The following is an 18,328-nucleotide window of genomic DNA, read 5'->3' as shown; positions in this document are numbered from 1 at the left end:
TGACTCCGGAGCTGTCCGCCCGAGAGACTTCAGGCCCCCGCGGGGTGAGCGACGGGCGAGGACTCCACGCCAGCCGACACGCGGTGCCAGAGCTGGTGCGAGGTGAGCAGCAGCGTCAGGACGACGATGGGCGCGACAGCGGTGCCCAGCGGATCTCCCATCGCGATGTGCGACACGGCCGCCGCCACGAAGTCGATGGCGAAGCCCGCATAGGCCCACTCGCGCAACGTGCGGGGCAAGGGGGCCCACAGCGCCACCACGCCCAGCAGCTTCGCGACGCCGAGCATGGTCCGGAAGTAGTCCGGGTAGCCCAGGTGCTCGAACGCCGCGACCATGTTCGGCGCAGCGGTCAGATACAGGAAGGCGGAGCCCGCGGCCGACAGTGATACCAGCCCGGTGACAACCCAATACGCGACTTTCAGTTTCATGCTCACGCCTCCAAGGACCGTATGGGCTGACGAGCAGCCCCCCACGTGAGACGATACGGGTTACAAATCCGCGGTCGCAAGCGGGCCACTCTGACCCGCCCCCTCACCCTCGACGAGCCGTCGGCCATCATTCGCCAGGTCCGGCCTGCGACCCCGGTCCAGCTCGTCCCGGTCCAACATGCCGTCCTGGTCCTGGTCCACGCCGATGCGTCGCTCGGAGCCCGCGGGCACCACGGTGTATGTCAGCTCCGAGCCAGGCCGTGCCCCCGCCAGCAGCAGGAAGGCACCCACCTTCTCCGAGGCCCGGTCCGACTGGAACACCCCGCCGCCCAGGTAGGTGAAGCCGCGCGCCTCGCCAGAGCGGCGCCCCTTCACCACCAGGCCCACCTTGCCCTGCTCCGCCAGGGACATGAACTGCAACACCCGGGCGAACTCGGAGGGCGTGGCCGTCGTCAGCGTCACCTGCTGCCCCACCGCCGCGTGCGAGTCCTTGCTGTCAGGCCCCGGCGGCAAGAACATGTCCGTGGCCGAGCCGCGCGGCAGCTCCGAGCCAGAGAAGGACAGCAGCAGCGCGACGAGGTCCGCCACCTCCTGGTCGCTCTCCGGGTTGAAGGTCGGCTCGGTGATGAAGCGCGCCAGCGAGTCCACGCTGCCGTCATGGATGAAGGCGAAGCCCGCGAGACTCTCCTTCTGCGTCAGCTCCATGCCCACCTTCTCGTAGACGTTGCGCAGCTGCGGCACCTTGAGCGTGACGTTGGTGCTGCCGTCGGTGGAGACGAGCGCGTGGTGAGACTCACCCATGGCGCCCTTCGGCATGGGCATCCACATGGCGCCGGTCCACTGCATGTCGACGGCGAGGCCCGACGGGAAGGTGTGGCACGTATTGCACGCGAAGAGGCCCTGCGCGAGCAGGCGCGGCGGACGAAATATCGCCATGCCCCGCGTCGCGTCACCATTGGGCAGCGGCTGGCCCGCGGGCGCGAAGCGGCCCGTCGTGTAGTGGCCCGGCAAGGGCAGGTTCCGGGGCAGCGAGTTGTCCAGGTTGCGGAACGGGTTGGGCGGGAAGGTCAGCGTCGCGAGGAACGAGCGCAGCTCCTTCATCTCCCGCGTCGTGAGCTGGGCATCGTCACCCTGGAGGCCCTCGAAGGCGGGGTTGAACTCCTCCAGGCTCGCGCGGTCTCCGCGCCAGTGCAGCGGCTCCTTGCCAATGATATCCTGGAGCGTCTGCGTCGTCATGGGGCCCTTCATCGGGTGCCACGCCTCGAAGGGCGGCAGCGGAAGGCCCATGCCCAGGTTCTGCCCGGCCAGGGACTTCACCGCGCCCGTCGGGTCACCCAAGTCCCACGCCAGCCGATCCATGCGCCCGTCGATGTGGCACGACGCACAGGCCACGTGGCCCAGGCCCGACGTCTTGTGCGTGTCGTAGAGGTGCTTGCGGCCCGCCTTGAGGGACTCGGGCGTCGGGTCGAAGAACGCCACCCGCGAGAGTTCCTTGAGGCGGTCCGTGCTCAACACGGAGATGCTCGCGCCGAAGCGGTTGAGCACGTAGAGCCTGTCACGCGAGTCGTCGAGGACGATGCCCGTGGGCCCCTCGCCCACCTCCGCCTGCGCCAGCCGCGCGCCGCCCAGGCCCACCGCCACCACGTTGTTGGAGCCCATGCCCGTCACGAAGGCCCGCGTGCCGCGCGAGTTCCAGGCGATGCCGCGCGGGTCTCCCACCGACAGGTTCCGCACGGACTGCGGCACCGTCGGCGTGGCGTAGTTCAGGTGCGGGTTGAGGTCATGCACCAAGGACGACGAAGGCCGGCGCGGGTCCACCACCGCCATCAGCACACGAAGGAAGCGCCCGTTGACGTTCGGCTCGAAGCGCACCTCGTTGCGCGCGTCGGTGCCCACCACCGTGACGGAGCCGGAGGGATGCACGGCCAGCGCCATGTTCGCGTTCATCAGCCGCGTGGCGTAGCTGACGTCGAGTGACGCCGTGTCGATGATGGCCAGGTCGCGGTCCGGCAGGTCCCAGCCCGTGAGGCGACCGGAGGCGGCGGCATTCGAGCCGCTCACCAGGGCCGTCCAGTCCGCGCGGTTGTCGTCCAGCCACTGGCCTCGCGTGTTCTTGCGCACGATGAGGCCCACGGGCGGAGGCGGCGGGTTGGCCGGATTGAGCGCCGGGAAGAAGGAGGAGCCCGCGTTGGGCGGCGGGTTGATGCCGCCATAGGGCCCGCGCGTGTCGCTCACGGCGTTGGGTGGGTAGGCATCCGGAATCAGCGAGCCGCCGCCGAGGATGGTGCTGCCGTTGCCGGACTCGAAGATGGCCGCGTAGACGAAGCGGCCGTCGGGGCTCACCGCGAGCGCGCGCGGGTCCTCGCCCTTCAGGGTGATGCGCTGAGGTGTGGCATCCGGGCGGCGCGGGTCCACCACCAGCACGCGGTTGACCTGGGAGCAGGTGATGAAGGCGCGCTCCGGGCGGCCCGCGAAGACGACATCCGCGGGTTCGTCATCCGTATGGATGGTGGCCGTCACGGTGCCGCGTCGCAGGTCGACGATGCTCACGCTGTCGGAGATGTGGTTCACCACCCACGCCTCGGTGTTGCTCCGAGCCCGCACCGACACGGGGTCCAGGCCCACGGGGATGGAGGCCACCAGCTCCAGCCCGCGTCGCGACGTCACGTCGAACACCATCAGCCGGTTGTCGGCGGTGTTCACCGCCAGCAGCAAATTGCCGTCAGGAGTCAGGTCCAGCGGGTGGACATGAGGGTCCTCCCAGTTCACGAACGATTCACCGGCGTGAGACATCCCGGGGAGCAGGAGCGAGGTGAAGCACAGCAGCAAGACCGCGCGTCGGACGACACCCATATCGGCGACCTCCACGTCAGGAAGAAGCGGTGCTTCTCACTGTCTTGCATGTATCAACGCGACGGATGCAACTCCTTGCGTGCAGAAAATCAAGTTCCTACATCCACCCATGCGGGGCGCGTCCTCTCGGGAATCAAAGATTCGAGCGGCCTGGAAAACGACTCGGAGCGTCACGCACCCCAAGCAAAGGCAGACACACAAGTCCCTTTACCCACGCCAAATCGGACAGACCCGCGACACCTAAAATGCGAGTGCCACGCAAGAAACAGCCCGCATGGCGTTGCAGGTGTCGCGCTCCGCCAAGACAATATTTTTCTGTCTCACGCCGCCACACTCATCTGCACCAGTGTGGGTGCGAAGCTGGACAACGGCGGGCACGCTTCAGGTGCACTTCGGTGCCGAGCCACCCAGGTGGCCTTGACTTCGGGGCGAGGCCCTTGCTCGGAATCACCTTCGCTCCGTGACGATACGCATGGCGACCCAAACGCCCCTTCTGCAGACGGTTCTGAGCTGGCCCCTTCCACAGGTCATGGCCTGGCTCGATGGGCTTTCCATCGGCGAGCCCGTGGGAGGCGAGAATTTCAATTGGGATGGCTTCGCCTTCACAGTGGCTGCTCGGGCCAAAACGGAGCGGAGCGTGCCCTGGGCCCATCTGGCGCTCCTCGTTTATGGCGTGCTCGCGGAGCGTCCTCCTGGTGGTGATGCGCACACCTTCATGCTCTCCGCGATGAGCCTGCGAGCGTGGATGATCAAGGAACTGGGCGCCCGAGACGGCGATGCGGTCCTGGACCCCGACACCATCTTCAGGTGGTTCCAGGATCTCGCCGTCTTTCCCCTCGAAGAGGCCGCCAGAATCGTAGCGACACCAGACTGGCGCACCATTCCCATCGAGACGCTCCTCAAGCTGCGCTACATCAAGAGCGCGCTCAACACCCTGAGCCACATCTCCGACTCAGGGGTGGTGCAGAAGCATCCAGAACTGGCCGAATGGCTTCAGCTCAGGAGTCGCCTGCCCTGACAGGCCACGAGTCGACATCAACGACGAGCGTCACGCCCGGGATGAAGAAGCGTCACGGCGTTCCACAGGCCGGCATGCCCGGGAACACGGCGTAGCTCCGGGTGCACCCCACGTCGCGCACGGCGATGGCGCGGGCCCGGGCGTCGTAGGTCTCCAGCGCGGCGGACAGCTCGCTGACGAGCGCCGTCCTCAGCGCGAGCGTCTGGCTGTTCGGCCCTGACGCGACTCCCCGCGCGGTGGCGAACTCGAGCAGCGCATCGAACACCTCCCCCAACGTGGCCGGGGTGGTCTGCTCGCGCGCCGGCAGCGCGGAGAAATCGACGCCCGTCTCCCAGACGTGACGCAGCACGTGCATCGTCTGGACGCACTCGGCGTTGGACATGTCGATGGTGAAGGTGCGCTGCGGCCCGAGCGGCCCGTAGCTCGACGAGGCATCCGTGCAGACATGATGTGAGATTCGGTCCGCCAGGGCATGCAGGAAGATGCCCGCGCGGGCCTCGAACGCATAGGTGCCGATGTACTCATCGAAGCCCGTGGACAGCACACCCGTCTCCACGTCCATCACCTGCGGCCCCGTCGTCGAGCTGATGGGCACCGCGACGGGCCCCACCGCCGCCACGCTGCCCGAGATGACGCCCGGCGCGCCGGAGAACGCGTAGCAGCCCGTCCCCAGGGCATAACCCCCGTTGGCCATCGGCGTCGTCAGGCCCCCCGTGCAGCCCCGCCCGGCGCCCTGGCCCTGGAGCACCCACGCGCGCAGGTTGGCGAGCAGCACCTCGTCCACGTCCGTCGTGTCCGGATGCAGCCCGTCCACCGTGGCATCCGGGGACATCGCCCCACCGTTGCGCGGGGTGACGAAGTGGAACAACACGCCGCCCTGGTTGAAGTTGCCCCGGTTCACCCCGGAGATGGACTTCGTGGTGCGCGCCACGCCGTCCGACACCGCGCCGCCATTCAGCGTCCGGGGCGTGAAGGTCGACAGGTCCGTCGCCTGGTCATAGGCGGCAATCCAGTAGGCGCTGACGGCGTCGAAGCCCACCGCCTGCGCCAACAGAAATGTGGCATCCGCGTGGACGAGGCTGCGCGCCCCATTCGACTGCCCCTTCGCGGTCGCCGCCGCATTCACCGCCGCGGCCTTGCAAGCCATCGAGGCGTCACCCGGCGCGCACCCCGAAGGCAGCGGCTGACAGTTGAGCGGCGCACCGCCCGACGTCGCGTAACAGAGGTCCTCACCGAAGCCGAAGCTCGTGGAGGAGAACAACAAGGAGGCCAGCAGGAGGGGGCTTTTCATGCCTCCAGGAACCCGCCCCCGAACTCCTGGTTGCGGGGCCTCTCACTGCCTCGCGCGCGTCAGTGTCCGGAGTCCCCGGTGGACGCGCCCTCGGGCCTGGGGCGGAACACCCGGAACAACAGCGCGATGGACGGAATCACCGTGAGCGCTCCCACCGCGAGCGCGATGAGCAACAAGCGCTGCGCCGCGGGGCTCGCCGCCGCGCCCTGCAGCGTCACGTCCGGCACCACCAGATAGGGATACTGGGACGCCGCCCAGCCCAGGACGATGAGCCCGGCCTGGAGGGCCGCCGCCAGTCGCGCCCACTGGAAGCGACGCGTCCACAGCAAGGCGAACGCCGTCACGGCCGCCACTCCTGTCGCCCCATGCAGCGCCAGCGCGAAGGGCGAGCGCGACAACCCCTCCCACACCCGAGGCGCCCCCTCGCGCGCGAGCAACAACACCACGAGCGCCGCGATGAACACCGCCACACCCGCGCCGAGCGCGCGCTTGCGGAAATCCTCTCGCAGCTCCGCTCCAGACGCCTCGTGCGTGAGGAACACCGCCGCCAGGAAGGCGAAGAGCGCCAGCGCCAGGACCCCCACCGCCCACGAGAAGGGCGACAGCCACGACGCGAAGAAGCCGCTCACCACCACCCTGCCCTCCACGCGGATGGAGCCGCTCACCACCGCGCCCACGCACATGCCCAGCAGCAGCGGCGCGACGATGCTCGCCCCGCTGAACACCAGCCCCCACTGCCGCTGCGCGGCGTCGCCTCGCATGTCGTAGGTGCGGAAGGTGAAGGCCGCGCCCCGGAAGACGATGCCCAACAGCAGCAACGTCAGCGGCACATGCAGCGCCACGCTCAGCGCCGCGAAGGCGCGAGGAAACCCCGCGAACAACAGCACCACGCCCACGATGAGCCAGATGTGATTCACCTCCCACACCGGCCCCATGGCGCGAGCGATGAGCGCCCGCTGCTCCGCCTTGCGCGGCCCGAAGGACAAGAGGTCCCACACCCCGCCACCGAAGTCCGCGCCGCCAAACAGCGCGTAGAGCACGAACGTCCCCGCCAGCACGAAGCCCAGCACCGCGTCAGTGGACATGGGCCCCGCCTCCCTTCGCGTCAGGCCCCTTCGGCTCGCGGTCCGGCAGCGTGTCCGCCACCTGCCGCTTCAACAGCGCCACCACCACCACGCCGAGGAACACGTACACGACGGTGAAGGTCCAGAACGGCGCGGCCAGGTGCGGCACCGGCGTCACCGCGTCCGCCGTGCGCATGACGCCCCGGACAATCCACGGCTGCCGTCCCCACTCGGTGACGAGCCACCCCGCCTCCAACGCCACCAGCCCGAGCGGCCCCGACACCAGCCACGCCCACATCATCTTCCGCCCCGAGGGCCACGCCTTCCTGCGCCACCGGTACCCGAGCGTCACCAGCGCCAGCAACGCCATGGCGCTGCCCGTGCCCACCATCACCTGGAAGGCCACGTGCACCTTCGCCACCGGCGGCCACGTGTCGCGAGGGAACTCGTTGAGCCCCTTCACCTCCGCGTTCGGATCTCCAAACGCGAGGATGGACAGGCCCTTGGGGATGTCCAACGCGTGCGAGACAGTCCCCGTCTCCACGTCCGGCAACCCGCCCACCCGCAGCGGCGCGCCGCGCTCCGTCTCGAACTGTCCCTCCATCGCCGCCAGCTTCACCGGCTGCGCCTTCGCCACGTGCTTGGCGGACAGGTCTCCGACAACGGGCTGGAGCAGCGCGGTGACACACGCGAGCGGCAGCGCCACCGACAGCGCCTTGCGATGGAAGGCCGAGCCCGGATGGCGCAAGAGCACGAAGGCGTGGATGCCCGCCATCGCGAACGCGCTCGCCTGATAGCAGGAGAGCAGCACGTGCGACGTCTGGGTGAGCCAGCCCGGGCTGAACATCGCCTTCAGCGGTTCGATATCCGTGGGCCCGTGCGGCGTGGCCACGAAGCCCGACGGGTCGTTCATGAACACGTTGACCAGCGTGACGAAGAACGCGCTGGCCGCGCCGCTCACCGCCACCATGACGCCGGAGAACAGGTGCAGCCCCGGCGACACCCGCTCGCGGCCGTACAAATAGATGCCCAGGAAGATGGCCTCGGTGAAGAACGCCACGCCCTCCAGGCTGAAGGGCAGGCCGATGACTTCGCCGTACTGGCCCATGAACTCCGGCCACAGCAGGCCCAGCTCGAACGACAACACCGTGCCGCTCACCGCGCCCACCGCGAAGAGGATGGCCGTCCCCTTCGCCAGCTTCTGGCTCAGCTTCCGATAGTCGGCATCTCCCGTGCGCCGCTGCTTCCAGTCACTCAGCACCATGAGCACTGGCAACGCCACGCCCGCCGCCGCGAACACGATGTGGAACGCGAGCGACAGGCCCATCTGCGCCCGCGCATAGAGCAGGTCCGTCATGGGCATCAGAATGCATTATGCCCATTTGTTACGCATTCAGATTTTCTACTCCTCCGGCAAAGCGGGGCTCGGGGCCTGACGGGCGGGCACGAGCGTCTTCACGGAGTTCTTGGCCACGGCGGTGGCCAGCGTGGTGGCGAAGATGAGGACGAGCTTGCGGCCCAGCTCGGCGCCCACGGGGCGCTGGTCCGCGCTGGCGGCCACCTGGTCCGGATGCTCCCAGGCCCGCTGGAGCGCCTTGCGCCGCTTCTTGCGCAGCACCTCCGCGCGGTGGCGGGAGCGGTAGATGGCCAGGCCCACGCCCGCGCCCACCAGCACCATGGCCACGGCGCCCGCGGCCACCAGCGCGCCCGAGTGCTGCTTCGCCTGATAGCGGACATCGAGGATGCGCCCGCGCCGCCGGTCCAACTCCTCCAACGTCAACAGGAGCTCATCCCGGATGCGGTCCGCGGTCTGCTCCACCTGCTTGCGGTCATCCATGCCCTTGGTGATGCGGTGGTCGACGTGGCGTTGACGCTCCGCCAGCTCGTTGCCCCCTCGGCCGTTGCCGTTCATTGCAGCGTCTCCCGTGTGAGCTGGTAGTCGAGCTTCAGACGCTCCTGCGTGTGCGTCAGGGGCTTCTTGGGCACCCGCTTGCTGCCCAGGAAGAGCATGCCGCCGGCGATGGCGAGCAGCACCACGCCCACCAGCAGCACGCCCAGGGCCGCGCCCAGGGGCAGGGCCAGGCCCAGCGCCACGAAGAGCACCGCCAGCGACGTGAGGGCCAGCACCGCGCCCGCGCCAATGAGGATGCCCGCGGTGCGCGCGGCCTTCAGCTCGTCACGAAGCTCCTTCTTGGCGTGCAGCACCTCGGCGCGCACCAACAGGCGCGTCTCCGCCAGGGCATGCCGGATGAGCTCCGTCGTGGAGAGCGACTCCAGTTGGCTCCGTTCCAGGCGTTCCGATTCGAGGTCCACGACTCACGTCTCCCGCGTTCCGTGGAGGGGGACTCCCGGGTGCGCGCCCGTCCGCTCGGCCGGCACCTGGCCCCACTCCTCCGGACAAGGTGGGCAGGGCGGACGAGCGCGCAAAGCCCGCCTGGAAGTGCAGGACCGGCCCGCCTGGTCGCCTGCCTGGGGAGACTCGCGAGGGGCTAGCGGCGGCGTTGGTGGGCCAGGGCCGTGGCCAGCGTCTCGCGCACCTGGTGGGCCCGGAACAGTCGGTCCGCGGTGTCCACCAGGTTGTCCATGTACAGCACCTGCTTGCGCAGGCGCGCGGGGAGCGCGCGCGTGCCCAGGTGCGCGCCCAGCAACGCGCCCGTCAACGCCGCCGCGACGTCCGCTTCTCCGCCACAGCGCAGCACCAGCGCCACCGCCTCGCGGAAGTCGTGGGGCACCTTCAGCGCGGCGTACAGCGACGTCAGCAGCACGGGCACCACGTGCGAGGGCAGCCCGTCCACGCCCTTCAGCTCGCTGGGGGGCACGCCCACCTTGCGAAGCTGCGACAGCGCGCGCGCGGTGTCCCACGTCAGGAGCCGGGGCAGGTGCCGCAGCTCCTCCGCCAGTCCCTTGTCGTGCACGGCGGCCGTCAGCGACAGCTGCTCGCAGAAGGCCGAGGGCGTCAGCGGCGCCTCCTCCATGCCCAGCGCGGCGGCCTGCGCGAAGGCGGCGGCGGCGGCGGAACAGACAGGGTCCTTGTGGGTGATGACGGTGAGCACGCCCGCGTCATGCGGCAGGCGCGCGCGCTGCCCGCTCTCCAACAGGCCCACCACCAGCGAGCGGCTGAGCACCGACGGACAGCGCGTGCCCAGGGGCGCGCCCGCGCTCATCCACGGCGTGCCGCTGGAGAGCCGCTGGAGCGACTCCGCGAGGCTGCGGGGCGGCTGGAGGATGATGCCCTCCTGCCACAGCCACGCCAGGTGCGCCGCCGCGCTGCGCCCGTCCACGCGGCCCTCGCGGATGACGCTCTCCGCCGCCGCGAGCAAGAGCTGCGTGTCGTCGCTGAACTGGCCCTTGGCGAACTTGCCGCGCGGCCTGGGCGCGAAGTCCTCGGCGAGCCCCGGCAGCCGCGCGAGGCTCGCGGGGGGGATTCCGCGCAGCGGAAAGCCGAGCGCATCCCCAATGGCGAGCCCCACGAACGCCGCTTGGAACCTGTCCTGGCGCTCGGAGGGAGTCAGCGGCATGGATTCGAGGAGATTAACCGAGGCTCAGGGCTGGACGGACAGGGAGAAGCGCGCGAATCGCGCGCGGCTTCCGACGAAATGACACGCGTGGGGACTTGACTCGCGGAGGAGGACGGCACCCGCGTGTTTCACGCGAACGACTTCCGCTCCGTACACCAGGACGCCCGCCGTCATCACCGTCCACCCTCCTTGCCTCGTGCCCCCCGAGTCGTCACACGCGGGGGTGGGCTGACTATCGCAACCAGCACGCGCGCGGCAAGCCCGAGCACCAGCATGCATTCGCGCACCTGCACGCGTGTCCAACTCCGGAAGCTTCAGCGCGTCCGCTCACACGGAGCGCATGGCGCACGAGGAGCGCGCAGGTGGCAGCCCCACGCGGGAGTCGGCACACGCGCCGTCACGCGTCACGCGTCGTCGCGGCCCAGGTTGACGACGGCCTGCAAGCGCGCCAGCACCGCCTCCGCGCCCTGGTGCAGGTGCGTCCCGTCCCAGAGTGCGGGTGTGGAGTGGCCGCCATGCAGCGTCCAGTCCAGCTCGGCCTCCGCGTACACGAGGTTGCGGAAGACGATGCGGTCCTCCAGCGCGTGGTCGACGATGTAGCGGCGCGCCGCGGCGGAGGGCTTGTCGGCGATGCGGTGGAACAGCTCGAGCGGGGCAGAGGTCATGGCGCCGTCACGGGAAGGAAGAAGTCGGCCAAATCCTTGCGGGAGCGGCCGACCAGGTCCGCCAGTGTGTACCGGTCCAGCACGGCGAGGAAGGCCTCGCGCGCCTCGGCCAGCACGCCCTTGAGCCCACAGGCCGGGGCGATGGGGCACGTGTTGGTTTCACGGTTGAAGCACTCCACCAATTCGAAGTCCGGCTCCGCCGCGCGCAGCACCTTGCCCACGGAGATGTCCTTCGGGGGGCGTGCCAGCGTGACGCCGCCGGAGCGGCCCGCTTTGACTTCCACGAAGCCCTCGCCCGACAGCGTCTGCACCACCCGCACCAGGTGGTGCTTGGAGATGCCGTACGCGTCCGCCAGCTCCTGGGTGGAGGCGAGCCTTCCAGGACGGGCGGCGAGGTAGAGCAGGACGCGCAGCGAGTAGTCGGCGTGGAGGGTGAGGTGCACGGTCAGCGGGCTCCGACGGGCTCCACCCGGGGAGCGCTCGGCAGGAAGGCATCCGCGTGGAGGTCCTTCAGCGAGAGTCCCGAGAGGAAGAGCTTCTTGCGCAGGGATAACACCATTCCAGAATCGCCGCAGAGCCACGCACGGAAGCCCACCGGCCTGGGGCACTCCGCGCGGATGAGCACGTCGAGGGCGCCCTCGGCCACGTCGCGGCTGCCGCCCGTCAACACACAAGGCCTGTAGTGGAAACCCGAGTGTCGCGCGGCCAGCTCACGCAGCGCGTCCATCAGGTAGAGCCCCTCGGGCGTGCGCGCGCCGTGGAAGAGCCAGATGGGTCCGGTGTGCCCCGACTCCAGCGCGTCCCGGACGATGCCGTGGAGCGGAGCCAGCCCCGTGCCGGTGCCCGCCAGCAGCAGCGGCTGCTCGGGATGGCCGGGCACGTAGAAGCAACTCCCGGCAGGGCCTTGCACCGCCACGGTGTCACCGACGCGCGCTTCCCGGGCGAGCCAGCCGCTCATCGCCCCGCCTGGTATCAGGCGCACGTGCAGCTCCAGCAGACCCTCGCGCGGCAGGCTCGCCAGGGAGTAGCTGCGAGCCAGCCCATCCGCCCGCAGCAGTGACACGTACTGCCCCGCGCGGTAGTCGAAGGGCGCGTCGGTGGACAGCCGCACCCGCAGCACGCTTGCGGACAAGAGCGTCAGCGAGTCGATGCGCGCGGGCACACGCAGCGCGTCCGCGCCCGCCACCTCCAGCTCCGTGCCCGCGACGGGCTTGCAGACACACGCGAGGAAGTAGCCCTGCGTGCGCAGCGTGTCCTTCAGCCCCACGCGCGCGGCCTCCGGGATTTCGCCCGACAGCGCGCGCATGAGGCAGGACTGACAGGCTCCGGCGCGGCACGCGTTCGGCACCGCCACCCCCTGTCGCAAGAGGCCGTCCAGCACGCTCTCCTCGGACTCCAGCGGATACCACCGTGACTCGTGCTTGACCCTGGCCATGGCGCGCCTCCGGTGGCTTCAGCGGTTGAGCACGTCCGCGCGAGCGCCACCGGCGATGGAGAGCACCCGCTCCACCAGCGGCGCGGGCACGTTGAGCTCCTCCAGCGTCGCGCGCAGGTGCTCCACCACCGCGTCGAAGTGCGTCTCGTTCAGCCCGCGCTTCACCAGGGGCGCATGCCCCGCGCGCATGTCCTTGCCCGAGTAGTTCGACGGGCCGCCCGTCACCATCGTCAGGAACGCCTTCTGCTTCGCGGCCTGGCGCTCCATGTCCACGTCCTCGAAGAAGTGGCTGATGCGGTCGTCCGACAGCACCTTCCGGTAGAACACGTCCACCGCCGCCGCCATCGCCGGCTCTCCGCCAATCTGCTCGTAAACGCTCTTCTCCTGCGCCGCCGTGCTCATCTCGGTCCGCCCCTTTCGCCCGGTCCGGGCCTAAAGATGCATTTCAAATGCATCGATTCGAGCGTAACGTCAACTTCGTCGGACAAGGCGGTTGAATCGATGGAATCAGGCGGGGCCCTGGAGGCGCCGTCGTGGGGGATTCACGTCTCCGCGCGGAAGTTGCGGCCCAGGGCCGCGCTGGTGCCGACGTCGTGGCGGAACACGTTAGAGCAGGGGCCACCAGCGTTCGACTTGAGGCCACAAGGACGCGGAGGGCAGGTTCACCACGGCCTCCCGCGTGCGCTCCAGGTTCGGCCACGCTTCGGCGCACACCGAAACGTCCTGGTACGCTCCGTGCGCAAGCTCCCGTCATGCCCCATCCCATCGACCTCGCCCTCACCGCCTCGCTCATCGGAGACGCCACACGCGCGGGCATGCTCTCGCGCCTGCTCGAAGGGCCCGCGCGCACGGCGGGAGAGCTCGCACGCGAAGCGGGCATCTCCCCGCAGACGGCGAGCGGACACCTGGCGAAGCTGTTGGAGGGAAACCTGGTCCGCGTGGAGGTCCAGGGCCGGCACCGCTACTACCGGCTCGCCAGCCCCGACGTCGCGCGCGCCCTGGAGGCGCTCAGCCTGCTCGTGCCCACGCGCGTGGCGCCCGTACGCGTCCCGGAGCCGCTCCGCTTCGCGCGCACCTGCTACGACCACCTGGCGGGCACGCTGGGCGTGGCGATGGCCGAGGGCCTGGAGCAACGCGGACTCCTGGAGTCCAGCGAGGACAGCTACGCGCTCACTGCCTCGGGCGAGCGCTTCATGACGAAGTGGGGCGTGGACCTGGAGGAGCTGTCCCAGGGCCGCCGCGCCTTCGCGCGCCGCTGCCTGGACTGGAGCGAGCGCCGCGCCCACGTCGGTGGGGCGCTGGGCGCCGCGCTGGCGGAGCGCCTCTTCGCGCTGCGCTGGATTGCACGCCGGCCCGAGGGCCGCGGAGTGCGGCTCACCGTCGAGGGCCGGCGGGGCTTCGAGAAGTCGCTGGGGCTGTCCTGGCCCTGAGGCCAGGACGCTGACTCAGCCCCGGGCGGCCGTGGACGCGGCGCCGATGCGGGCCGCCTCGCGACGCACCGTGGCCTGCTCCAGCTCGTAGCGGGCGTCCTCGGAGGACAGGCCCTTGAGGCGCTCCTGCGCGTCGGACAGACGCTTGCGCGCGCCCTCCACGTCGATGCCGGACACGTGCTCCGCGGCGTCCGCCAGCACCAGCACCTTGTCGTTGGCCACTTCCACGAAGCCGCCAGCGACGAAGTACGCGTCGCGCTTGCCGGCCTCGATGAGCGTCAGCGGGCCCGGCTCCATCAGCGACAGGAAGGGGGTGTGCCCCGGCCGCACGCCAAACAGACCCTTGCCGCCGGGCACGATGGCCTCGTCGGCCTGCACCGACAGGATGCGCTTCTCGGGGGTGACAATCTCCACAGTCAGCTTGGCCATGAGGCTCCTCGCACTACCCAAATCAGAAATGGAGCTGCTGGGTGGTTCCACCCACCGGCTCGAACTCCACCACCCCGCCGTCCGTCAACCGAGGCCCCTTGCCGGGGATGCCGAGCGTGCCCTCCACCCACTTCAAGTGGTGGGTCATCTGGCGCACCTCGGTGAGCTGCTTGGCGGGAACCAGGTCCGTCAGCCGCCGCTCCAGGACGCGCTGCCCGTCGCGGCCGTACTGCCCCGCCACCAGCACGTTCACGGCCCAGCCCGGAGGACCCTTGGGCTTCCTCGCCTTGCCCCGCCTCGGCGCCGGCTCTTCCTTCCCCTTCCCCTTCTCCACCAGGGGCCACAGCACCCAGACGCGCTCGCCGTCGTTGGAGACGAAGTAGTAGTCGTCCACCGTCCCCACGCACTGCTCGAGCTGCCAGACGGGTCCGCTCTCCTTCGTCACCTCGAGCCGGCACTTGCCCGGCCCCAGGTCCACCATGCGCACGCTGTACAAGCCGTTGGCGCTCACCCGGGCTCGGCCCTTTCGCTCCTCCGCGACGGCGGGGAGCGACAGGACACAGAGGAACAGGGCGAGCGCCGCGTGACGCATGGTCACCTCGGAAAGCGAGTGGGAACCGAGTCTACGCCGCCAGCTTGCGCGCGTTCTCGACGACCTCGTTGATGGCGCCCGCCATGTAGAAGGCGCTCTCGGGGATTTCGTCGTGCTTGCCCTCGGCGATCTCCTTGAAGCCCTGGATGGTGTCCTGGAGCTTCACGTACCGGCCTTCCTTGCCGGTGAAGACCTGGGCGACGAAGAACGGCTGGGACAGGAAGCGCTGAATCTTGCGGGCGCGCGCCACCACCAGCTTGTCGTCCTCGGAGAGTTCGTCCATGCCGAGGATGGCGATGATGTCCTGCAGCTCCTTGTACCGCTGGAGGATGCCCTGGACCTTGCGGGCCACCGCGTAGTGCTCCTGGCCGATGATGCCCGGGTCCAGGATGCGGCTGGTGGAGTCGAGCGGGTCCACGGCGGGGAAGATGGCGAGCTCGGCGATGGAGCGGTTGAGCACCGTCGTCGCGTCGAGGTGGGCGAACGCCGTCGCGGGCGCCGGGTCCGTCAGGTCGTCGGCGGGCACGTAGATGGCCTGCACCGACGTAATCGAGCCCTTGGTGGTGGAGGTGATGCGCTCCTGCAGGCTGCCCATCTCCGTGGCGAGCGTGGGCTGGTAACCCACGGCGCTGGGGATGCGGCCCAGGAGGGCGGACACTTCCGAGCCGGCCTGGGTGAAGCGGAAGATGTTGTCCACGAAGAGGAGCACGTCACGGCCCTCCACGTCGCGGAAGTACTCCGCCATGGTCAGCGCGGAGAGGGCCACGCGGGCGCGGGCACCGGGCGGCTCGTTCATCTGGCCGTACACGAGGACGGCCTGGCTGGCCTCCAGGTTGTCGGTCTTGATGACGCCCGTGTCCTGCATCTCGTGGTACAGGTCGTTGCCCTCGCGGGTGCGCTCGCCCACGCCGGCGAACACGGAGAAGCCGCCGCGCTCGATGGCGACGTTGCGGATGAGCTCCTGCAGGAGCACCGTCTTGCCGACGCCGGCGCCGCCGAACAGGCCAATCTTGCCGCCACGGGTGTAGGGGGCGAGCAGGTCGATGACCTTGATGCCGGTCTCGAACATCTGCACGCGCACGTCCTGCTCCGTAAACGGAGGGGGCGCGCGGTGGATGGGCCAGTACTCCTGCGACTTCACCGGGCCCATCTCGTCCACCGGCTCACCGGTGACGTTCAGGATGCGGCCCAGGGTGGCCTTGCCGACCGGAACCTGGATGGGGGCGCCCGTGTTGCGGACAGGGGTGCCACGCGCGAGGCCCTCGGTGGAGTCCATGGCGATGGTGCGCACCGTGTTCTCGCCCAGGTGCTGCGCCACTTCCAGGGTGAGGTTCTCCTGCTCCGGACCCAGGTTGGCGTTCGTCACCTTCAGGGCGACGTACACCTCGGGGAGACCGCCCGGCGGGAACTCGACGTCGACCACGGGGCCGAGAACCTGGATGATTTTGCCTGCCGTAGGAACTTGAGCGCTCATGGGATTTCGTCTGCCTCGTGAGGGGGAGCGGCCGGCGCCGTGCCCGTCATCAAATTTCGGCCCGGGTGGGAGGGCGGTGCCCCTTTACCGGGGGCCTTCCCTAGAATCAAGCCTCCCGGGGTCCTGACCGGTAAGTCCCGCTTAGCGGATCCACGCCCCCGGCGCCAACCCCCCGGCTACTTCCCGTCCACCTGATAGACGAGCGGCAGGTTGCCCTTCGAGCCGCCGCCCACGACGACGACCTTGGCGTTGGGGCTGGAGGCGAGCTTCTCCGTGGCCTCGATGCCCTTGAAGCGCAGGTACTCCTCGGTGAGGCCCTGGCGGACGATGTCCTGGTACCTGGCGATGCCCTCGGCTTCGATCTGCCGGCGCTCGGCCTCCTGGCGCTCCTTGTCCAGGGTGAAGCGCATCTTCTGGCTGCGCTGCTCCTCGGCCAGCTTGTCGGCGATGGCCTCCCGGATAGCGGCCGGCAGGGTGACGTCCCGGACGAGGATGGCCTCCACGACGACGTGCTTGCCCTGCAGGGCCCGCGACACCTCGTCCTGGATCTCCTTCTCAATCTGCTCGCGCTTCGTGGAGTAGATCTCCTCCGGGGCGTACCGGCCGAACACCTTGCGCGCCTCCGAGCGGGCGATGGGGGCGATGAGGATGTCCGCGTAGCGGGGACCCGTCTGGGTGTGCAGCTCGAAGAGCTTCGTCGGGTCCACCCGGTAGCGCACACTGGAGTCCACCTTCAAATCCAGGCCGTTGTTGGAGAGCACGCTCAGCTCGTCCTTCATCTCCTGGACGCGCAAGTCGTAGGTGATGAGCGACTTGCCCGGCCTGAGCACGTGCAGGCCTTCCCCATAGGGCTCGCGCTGGGTGCCGCTGCCGAACGAGTCGAAGCCGATGCCCCCGTGGCCGCTGGACACCGTCTCACAGGCACACCCGCTGATGCACAACAGGCCCAGCACCACCCACAGTCGCTGCTTCACGCGGCCCTCCTCGCACGCAACCCACGCGCGCTCGCGAAGGCCTTTAAACGCGAAGGGCCCGCACCCAAAAATGGGGGCGGGCCCGAGGGCGCTGCGACGCGAGGCGAGGACTACTTGAGCGCCTCGGCGCCGGAGACGATCTCCATCAGCTCCTTGGTGATGACCGCCTGACGGGTGCGGTTGTAGGTGAGCGTCAGGCTGGAAATCATGTCCGAGGCGTTGGAGGTGGCGTTCTCCATGGCGCTCATGCGGGCGCCGTGCTCGCTGGCCACGCTCTCCAGCAGGGCGCGGTAGACCTTGATGTTGACGGCCTGGGGGACCAGGCGGTCCAGCACGGCCTGGCGGTCCGGCTCGTACTTGAAGTCCACCATGGCGGTGGCGCCCTCGGCGGGGGGCGCGCCGGCGCCGAGCGTCTGCAGCGGCAGCAGCTGCGCGACGACGACCTTCTGGTTAATCGCGCTGATGAACTCGTTGTAGACGATGTGGACCGCGTCCACCTCGCCGTTGAGGAAGCTGGCGACCAGCTCCTCGGCCACGTCCGCGGCGGCGCGGTAGTTCAGCCGCTGGTACAGGCCACCAAAGTCCTTGCGGATGGTCTGGTTGCGGTTGCGGAAGAAGTCGTTGCCCTTGCGGCCCACCGTGGAGACCTGGATGCTCTCCAGCGCGGTGTTCTCGTAGATGAAGCGGTTGGCGCGGCGGGTGATGTTGGAGTTGAAGCCGCCCGCGAGGCCGCGGTCCGACGTCAGCGTCACCAGCTCCACGCGCTTGACCGGACGGGCCACCAGCAGCGGATGGGTGAGGTTGTCGTCACCGGAGCGCGCCGACAGGTCCGAGATGATCTGGTCCAGCATCGTCGCGTACGGACGGGCGGCGAGGATGGCGTCCTGCGCCTTTCGCAGCTTCGCGGCGGAGACCATCTTCATGGCCTTGGTGATCTGCCGCGTGTTCTTCACCGAGCGGATGCGCTTGCGAATGTCGCGAAGGGACGCCATGGGACGGAGGACTCCTGTGGGACGTTCTGCCCAGGTGCGCCCGGGTGGGAGCAAGGCAGTCTGACGGCGGGGCCCCCTATATAAGCGGGCCGCAAGCCGGTCAACGGCAGTCCTGCCGGGGTTTTCCCGACACGCGACCCGGGGTGCTTCCCGCAAGCTCCGGCG

General features: G+C 69.4%; 19 protein-coding genes. 2 read left to right on the top strand and 17 right to left on the bottom strand.

Annotation, left to right across the window (positions count from 1 at the left end):
• Positions 1 to 29: 29 nt before the first annotated feature.
• The gene (locus tag LZ199_RS35180) at positions 30 to 428 is read right to left on the bottom strand and encodes a DoxX family protein (protein ID WP_253998149.1); all 399 of its coding nucleotides are present in this window, start codon (positions 426 to 428) and stop codon (positions 30 to 32) included.
• Between the two features lie 60 nt (positions 429 to 488).
• A complete protein-coding gene (locus LZ199_RS35175; protein WP_253998148.1) occupies positions 489 to 3,281 on the bottom strand; it encodes a beta-propeller fold lactonase family protein in 2,793 nt (930 codons plus the stop codon).
• A gap of 472 nt (positions 3,282 to 3,753) precedes the next feature.
• Here LZ199_RS35175 and LZ199_RS35170 point away from each other — a divergent pair, with 472 nt between their 5' ends.
• Positions 3,754 to 4,299 (top strand): hypothetical protein, encoded by a 546-nt coding sequence (locus LZ199_RS35170; RefSeq protein WP_253998147.1) that lies wholly within the window; start codon positions 3,754 to 3,756, stop codon positions 4,297 to 4,299.
• A 52-nt stretch (positions 4,300 to 4,351) separates the two neighbouring features.
• On the opposite strand, the gene LZ199_RS35165 is transcribed toward LZ199_RS35170, so the two are convergent.
• From LZ199_RS35165 to LZ199_RS35120, 10 genes are all read right to left on the bottom strand, one after another.
• Positions 4,352 to 5,590, bottom strand: a complete 1,239-nt coding sequence (locus LZ199_RS35165; RefSeq protein WP_253998146.1) for a hypothetical protein — start codon at positions 5,588 to 5,590, stop codon at positions 4,352 to 4,354.
• A gap of 59 nt (positions 5,591 to 5,649) precedes the next feature.
• A complete protein-coding gene (locus LZ199_RS35160; RefSeq protein ID WP_253998145.1) occupies positions 5,650 to 6,675 on the bottom strand; it encodes a cytochrome d ubiquinol oxidase subunit II in 1,026 nt (341 codons plus the stop codon).
• Positions 6,665 to 8,017, bottom strand: coding sequence for a cytochrome ubiquinol oxidase subunit I (locus LZ199_RS35155; RefSeq protein ID WP_253998144.1), 1,353 nt, complete (start codon positions 8,015 to 8,017; stop codon positions 6,665 to 6,667). Before LZ199_RS35155 ends, LZ199_RS35160 begins: the two co-directional genes overlap by 11 nt.
• 39 nt (positions 8,018 to 8,056) lie before the next feature.
• Positions 8,057 to 8,566, bottom strand: coding sequence for a hypothetical protein (locus LZ199_RS35150; protein WP_253998143.1), 510 nt, complete (start codon positions 8,564 to 8,566; stop codon positions 8,057 to 8,059).
• Positions 8,563 to 8,967 (bottom strand): phage holin family protein, encoded by a 405-nt coding sequence (locus LZ199_RS35145; RefSeq protein ID WP_163864325.1) that lies wholly within the window; start codon positions 8,965 to 8,967, stop codon positions 8,563 to 8,565. Before LZ199_RS35145 ends, LZ199_RS35150 begins: the two co-directional genes overlap by 4 nt.
• A 176-nt stretch (positions 8,968 to 9,143) precedes the next feature.
• The gene (locus LZ199_RS35140; RefSeq protein ID WP_253998142.1) at positions 9,144 to 10,172 is read right to left on the bottom strand and encodes an ADP-ribosylglycohydrolase family protein; all 1,029 of its coding nucleotides are present in this window, start codon (positions 10,170 to 10,172) and stop codon (positions 9,144 to 9,146) included.
• A gap of 404 nt (positions 10,173 to 10,576) precedes the next feature.
• Positions 10,577 to 10,837 (bottom strand): hypothetical protein, encoded by a 261-nt coding sequence (locus LZ199_RS35135; RefSeq protein ID WP_253998141.1) that lies wholly within the window; start codon positions 10,835 to 10,837, stop codon positions 10,577 to 10,579.
• Positions 10,834 to 11,280 (bottom strand): RrF2 family transcriptional regulator, encoded by a 447-nt coding sequence (locus LZ199_RS35130; protein WP_253998140.1) that lies wholly within the window; start codon positions 11,278 to 11,280, stop codon positions 10,834 to 10,836. Before LZ199_RS35130 ends, LZ199_RS35135 begins: the two co-directional genes overlap by 4 nt.
• Before the next feature lie 2 nt (positions 11,281 to 11,282).
• Positions 11,283 to 12,272, bottom strand: coding sequence for an FAD-binding oxidoreductase (locus LZ199_RS35125; RefSeq protein WP_253998139.1), 990 nt, complete (start codon positions 12,270 to 12,272; stop codon positions 11,283 to 11,285).
• A gap of 18 nt (positions 12,273 to 12,290) precedes the next feature.
• On the bottom strand, positions 12,291 to 12,674 hold the full coding sequence (locus tag LZ199_RS35120) for a group I truncated hemoglobin (RefSeq protein WP_253998138.1): 384 nt from the start codon (positions 12,672 to 12,674) through the stop codon (positions 12,291 to 12,293).
• Positions 12,675 to 13,024: 350 nt separating this feature from the next.
• On the opposite strand from LZ199_RS35120, the gene LZ199_RS35115 reads away from it, so the two are divergent.
• Positions 13,025 to 13,702 carry an ArsR/SmtB family transcription factor gene (locus LZ199_RS35115; RefSeq protein WP_253998137.1) on the top strand — a complete coding sequence of 226 codons (678 nt, stop codon included), beginning with the start codon at positions 13,025 to 13,027 and terminating at the stop codon, positions 13,700 to 13,702.
• Between the two features lie 15 nt (positions 13,703 to 13,717).
• Here the strand turns inward: LZ199_RS35115 and LZ199_RS35110 are convergent, their stop codons facing one another.
• The 5 genes from LZ199_RS35110 to atpG all read right to left on the bottom strand — a co-directional run bounded on the left by LZ199_RS35110 (position 13,718) and on the right by atpG (position 18,163).
• Positions 13,718 to 14,131, bottom strand: a complete 414-nt coding sequence (locus LZ199_RS35110) for a F0F1 ATP synthase subunit epsilon (protein ID WP_253998136.1) — start codon at positions 14,129 to 14,131, stop codon at positions 13,718 to 13,720.
• Positions 14,132 to 14,153: 22 nt separating this feature from the next.
• Positions 14,154 to 14,723: a hypothetical protein gene (locus tag LZ199_RS35105; RefSeq protein ID WP_253998135.1), complete on the bottom strand. Its 570-nt coding sequence runs from the start codon at positions 14,721 to 14,723 to the stop codon at positions 14,154 to 14,156.
• Between the two features lie 31 nt (positions 14,724 to 14,754).
• Positions 14,755 to 16,197: a F0F1 ATP synthase subunit beta gene (gene atpD / locus LZ199_RS35100; protein ID WP_253998134.1), complete on the bottom strand. Its 1,443-nt coding sequence runs from the start codon at positions 16,195 to 16,197 to the stop codon at positions 14,755 to 14,757.
• A gap of 176 nt (positions 16,198 to 16,373) precedes the next feature.
• Complete coding sequence (locus tag LZ199_RS35095) at positions 16,374 to 17,171, bottom strand: prohibitin family protein (RefSeq protein ID WP_253998133.1); 798 nt, start codon at positions 17,169 to 17,171, stop codon at positions 16,374 to 16,376.
• Positions 17,172 to 17,281: 110 nt separating this feature from the next.
• The gene (atpG, locus tag LZ199_RS35090) at positions 17,282 to 18,163 is read right to left on the bottom strand and encodes an ATP synthase F1 subunit gamma (RefSeq protein WP_253998132.1); all 882 of its coding nucleotides are present in this window, start codon (positions 18,161 to 18,163) and stop codon (positions 17,282 to 17,284) included.
• Positions 18,164 to 18,328 lie beyond the last annotated feature (165 nt).

This window comes from Myxococcus qinghaiensis (assembly GCF_024198215.1).
Classification (GTDB): Bacteria; Myxococcota; Myxococcia; order Myxococcales; family Myxococcaceae; genus Myxococcus; species Myxococcus qinghaiensis.
Note: the sequence above shows the minus strand (reverse complement) of the source record. Positions and strands in the feature narration are given on the sequence as shown.

What these genes read in the sequence shown, in the direction of transcription:
- LZ199_RS35170 (WP_253998147.1), top strand. Translation starts at nt 3,754, where the DNA reads ATGGCGACCCAAACGCCCCTTCTGCAGACGGTTCTGAGCTGGCCCCTT.
- LZ199_RS35175 (WP_253998148.1), bottom strand. Translation starts at nt 3,281, where the DNA reads ATGGGTGTCGTCCGACGCGCGGTCTTGCTGCTGTGCTTCACCTCGCTC.
- LZ199_RS35150 (WP_253998143.1), bottom strand. Translation starts at nt 8,566, where the DNA reads ATGAACGGCAACGGCCGAGGGGGCAACGAGCTGGCGGAGCGTCAACGC.
- LZ199_RS35105 (WP_253998135.1), bottom strand. Translation starts at nt 14,723, where the DNA reads ATGCGTCACGCGGCGCTCGCCCTGTTCCTCTGTGTCCTGTCGCTCCCC.
- atpD (WP_253998134.1), bottom strand. Translation starts at nt 16,197, where the DNA reads ATGAGCGCTCAAGTTCCTACGGCAGGCAAAATCATCCAGGTTCTCGGC.
- LZ199_RS35115 (WP_253998137.1), top strand. Translation starts at nt 13,025, where the DNA reads ATGCCCCATCCCATCGACCTCGCCCTCACCGCCTCGCTCATCGGAGAC.
- atpG (WP_253998132.1), bottom strand. Translation starts at nt 18,163, where the DNA reads ATGGCGTCCCTTCGCGACATTCGCAAGCGCATCCGCTCGGTGAAGAAC.
- LZ199_RS35140 (WP_253998142.1), bottom strand. Translation starts at nt 10,172, where the DNA reads ATGCCGCTGACTCCCTCCGAGCGCCAGGACAGGTTCCAAGCGGCGTTC.
- LZ199_RS35135 (WP_253998141.1), bottom strand. Translation starts at nt 10,837, where the DNA reads ATGACCTCTGCCCCGCTCGAGCTGTTCCACCGCATCGCCGACAAGCCC.
- LZ199_RS35160 (WP_253998145.1), bottom strand. Translation starts at nt 6,675, where the DNA reads ATGTCCACTGACGCGGTGCTGGGCTTCGTGCTGGCGGGGACGTTCGTG.
- LZ199_RS35165 (WP_253998146.1), bottom strand. Translation starts at nt 5,590, where the DNA reads ATGAAAAGCCCCCTCCTGCTGGCCTCCTTGTTGTTCTCCTCCACGAGC.
- LZ199_RS35125 (WP_253998139.1), bottom strand. Translation starts at nt 12,272, where the DNA reads ATGGCCAGGGTCAAGCACGAGTCACGGTGGTATCCGCTGGAGTCCGAG.
- LZ199_RS35155 (WP_253998144.1), bottom strand. Translation starts at nt 8,017, where the DNA reads ATGCCCATGACGGACCTGCTCTATGCGCGGGCGCAGATGGGCCTGTCG.
- LZ199_RS35110 (WP_253998136.1), bottom strand. Translation starts at nt 14,131, where the DNA reads ATGGCCAAGCTGACTGTGGAGATTGTCACCCCCGAGAAGCGCATCCTG.
- LZ199_RS35180 (WP_253998149.1), bottom strand. Translation starts at nt 428, where the DNA reads ATGAAACTGAAAGTCGCGTATTGGGTTGTCACCGGGCTGGTATCACTG.
- LZ199_RS35120 (WP_253998138.1), bottom strand. Translation starts at nt 12,674, where the DNA reads ATGAGCACGGCGGCGCAGGAGAAGAGCGTTTACGAGCAGATTGGCGGA.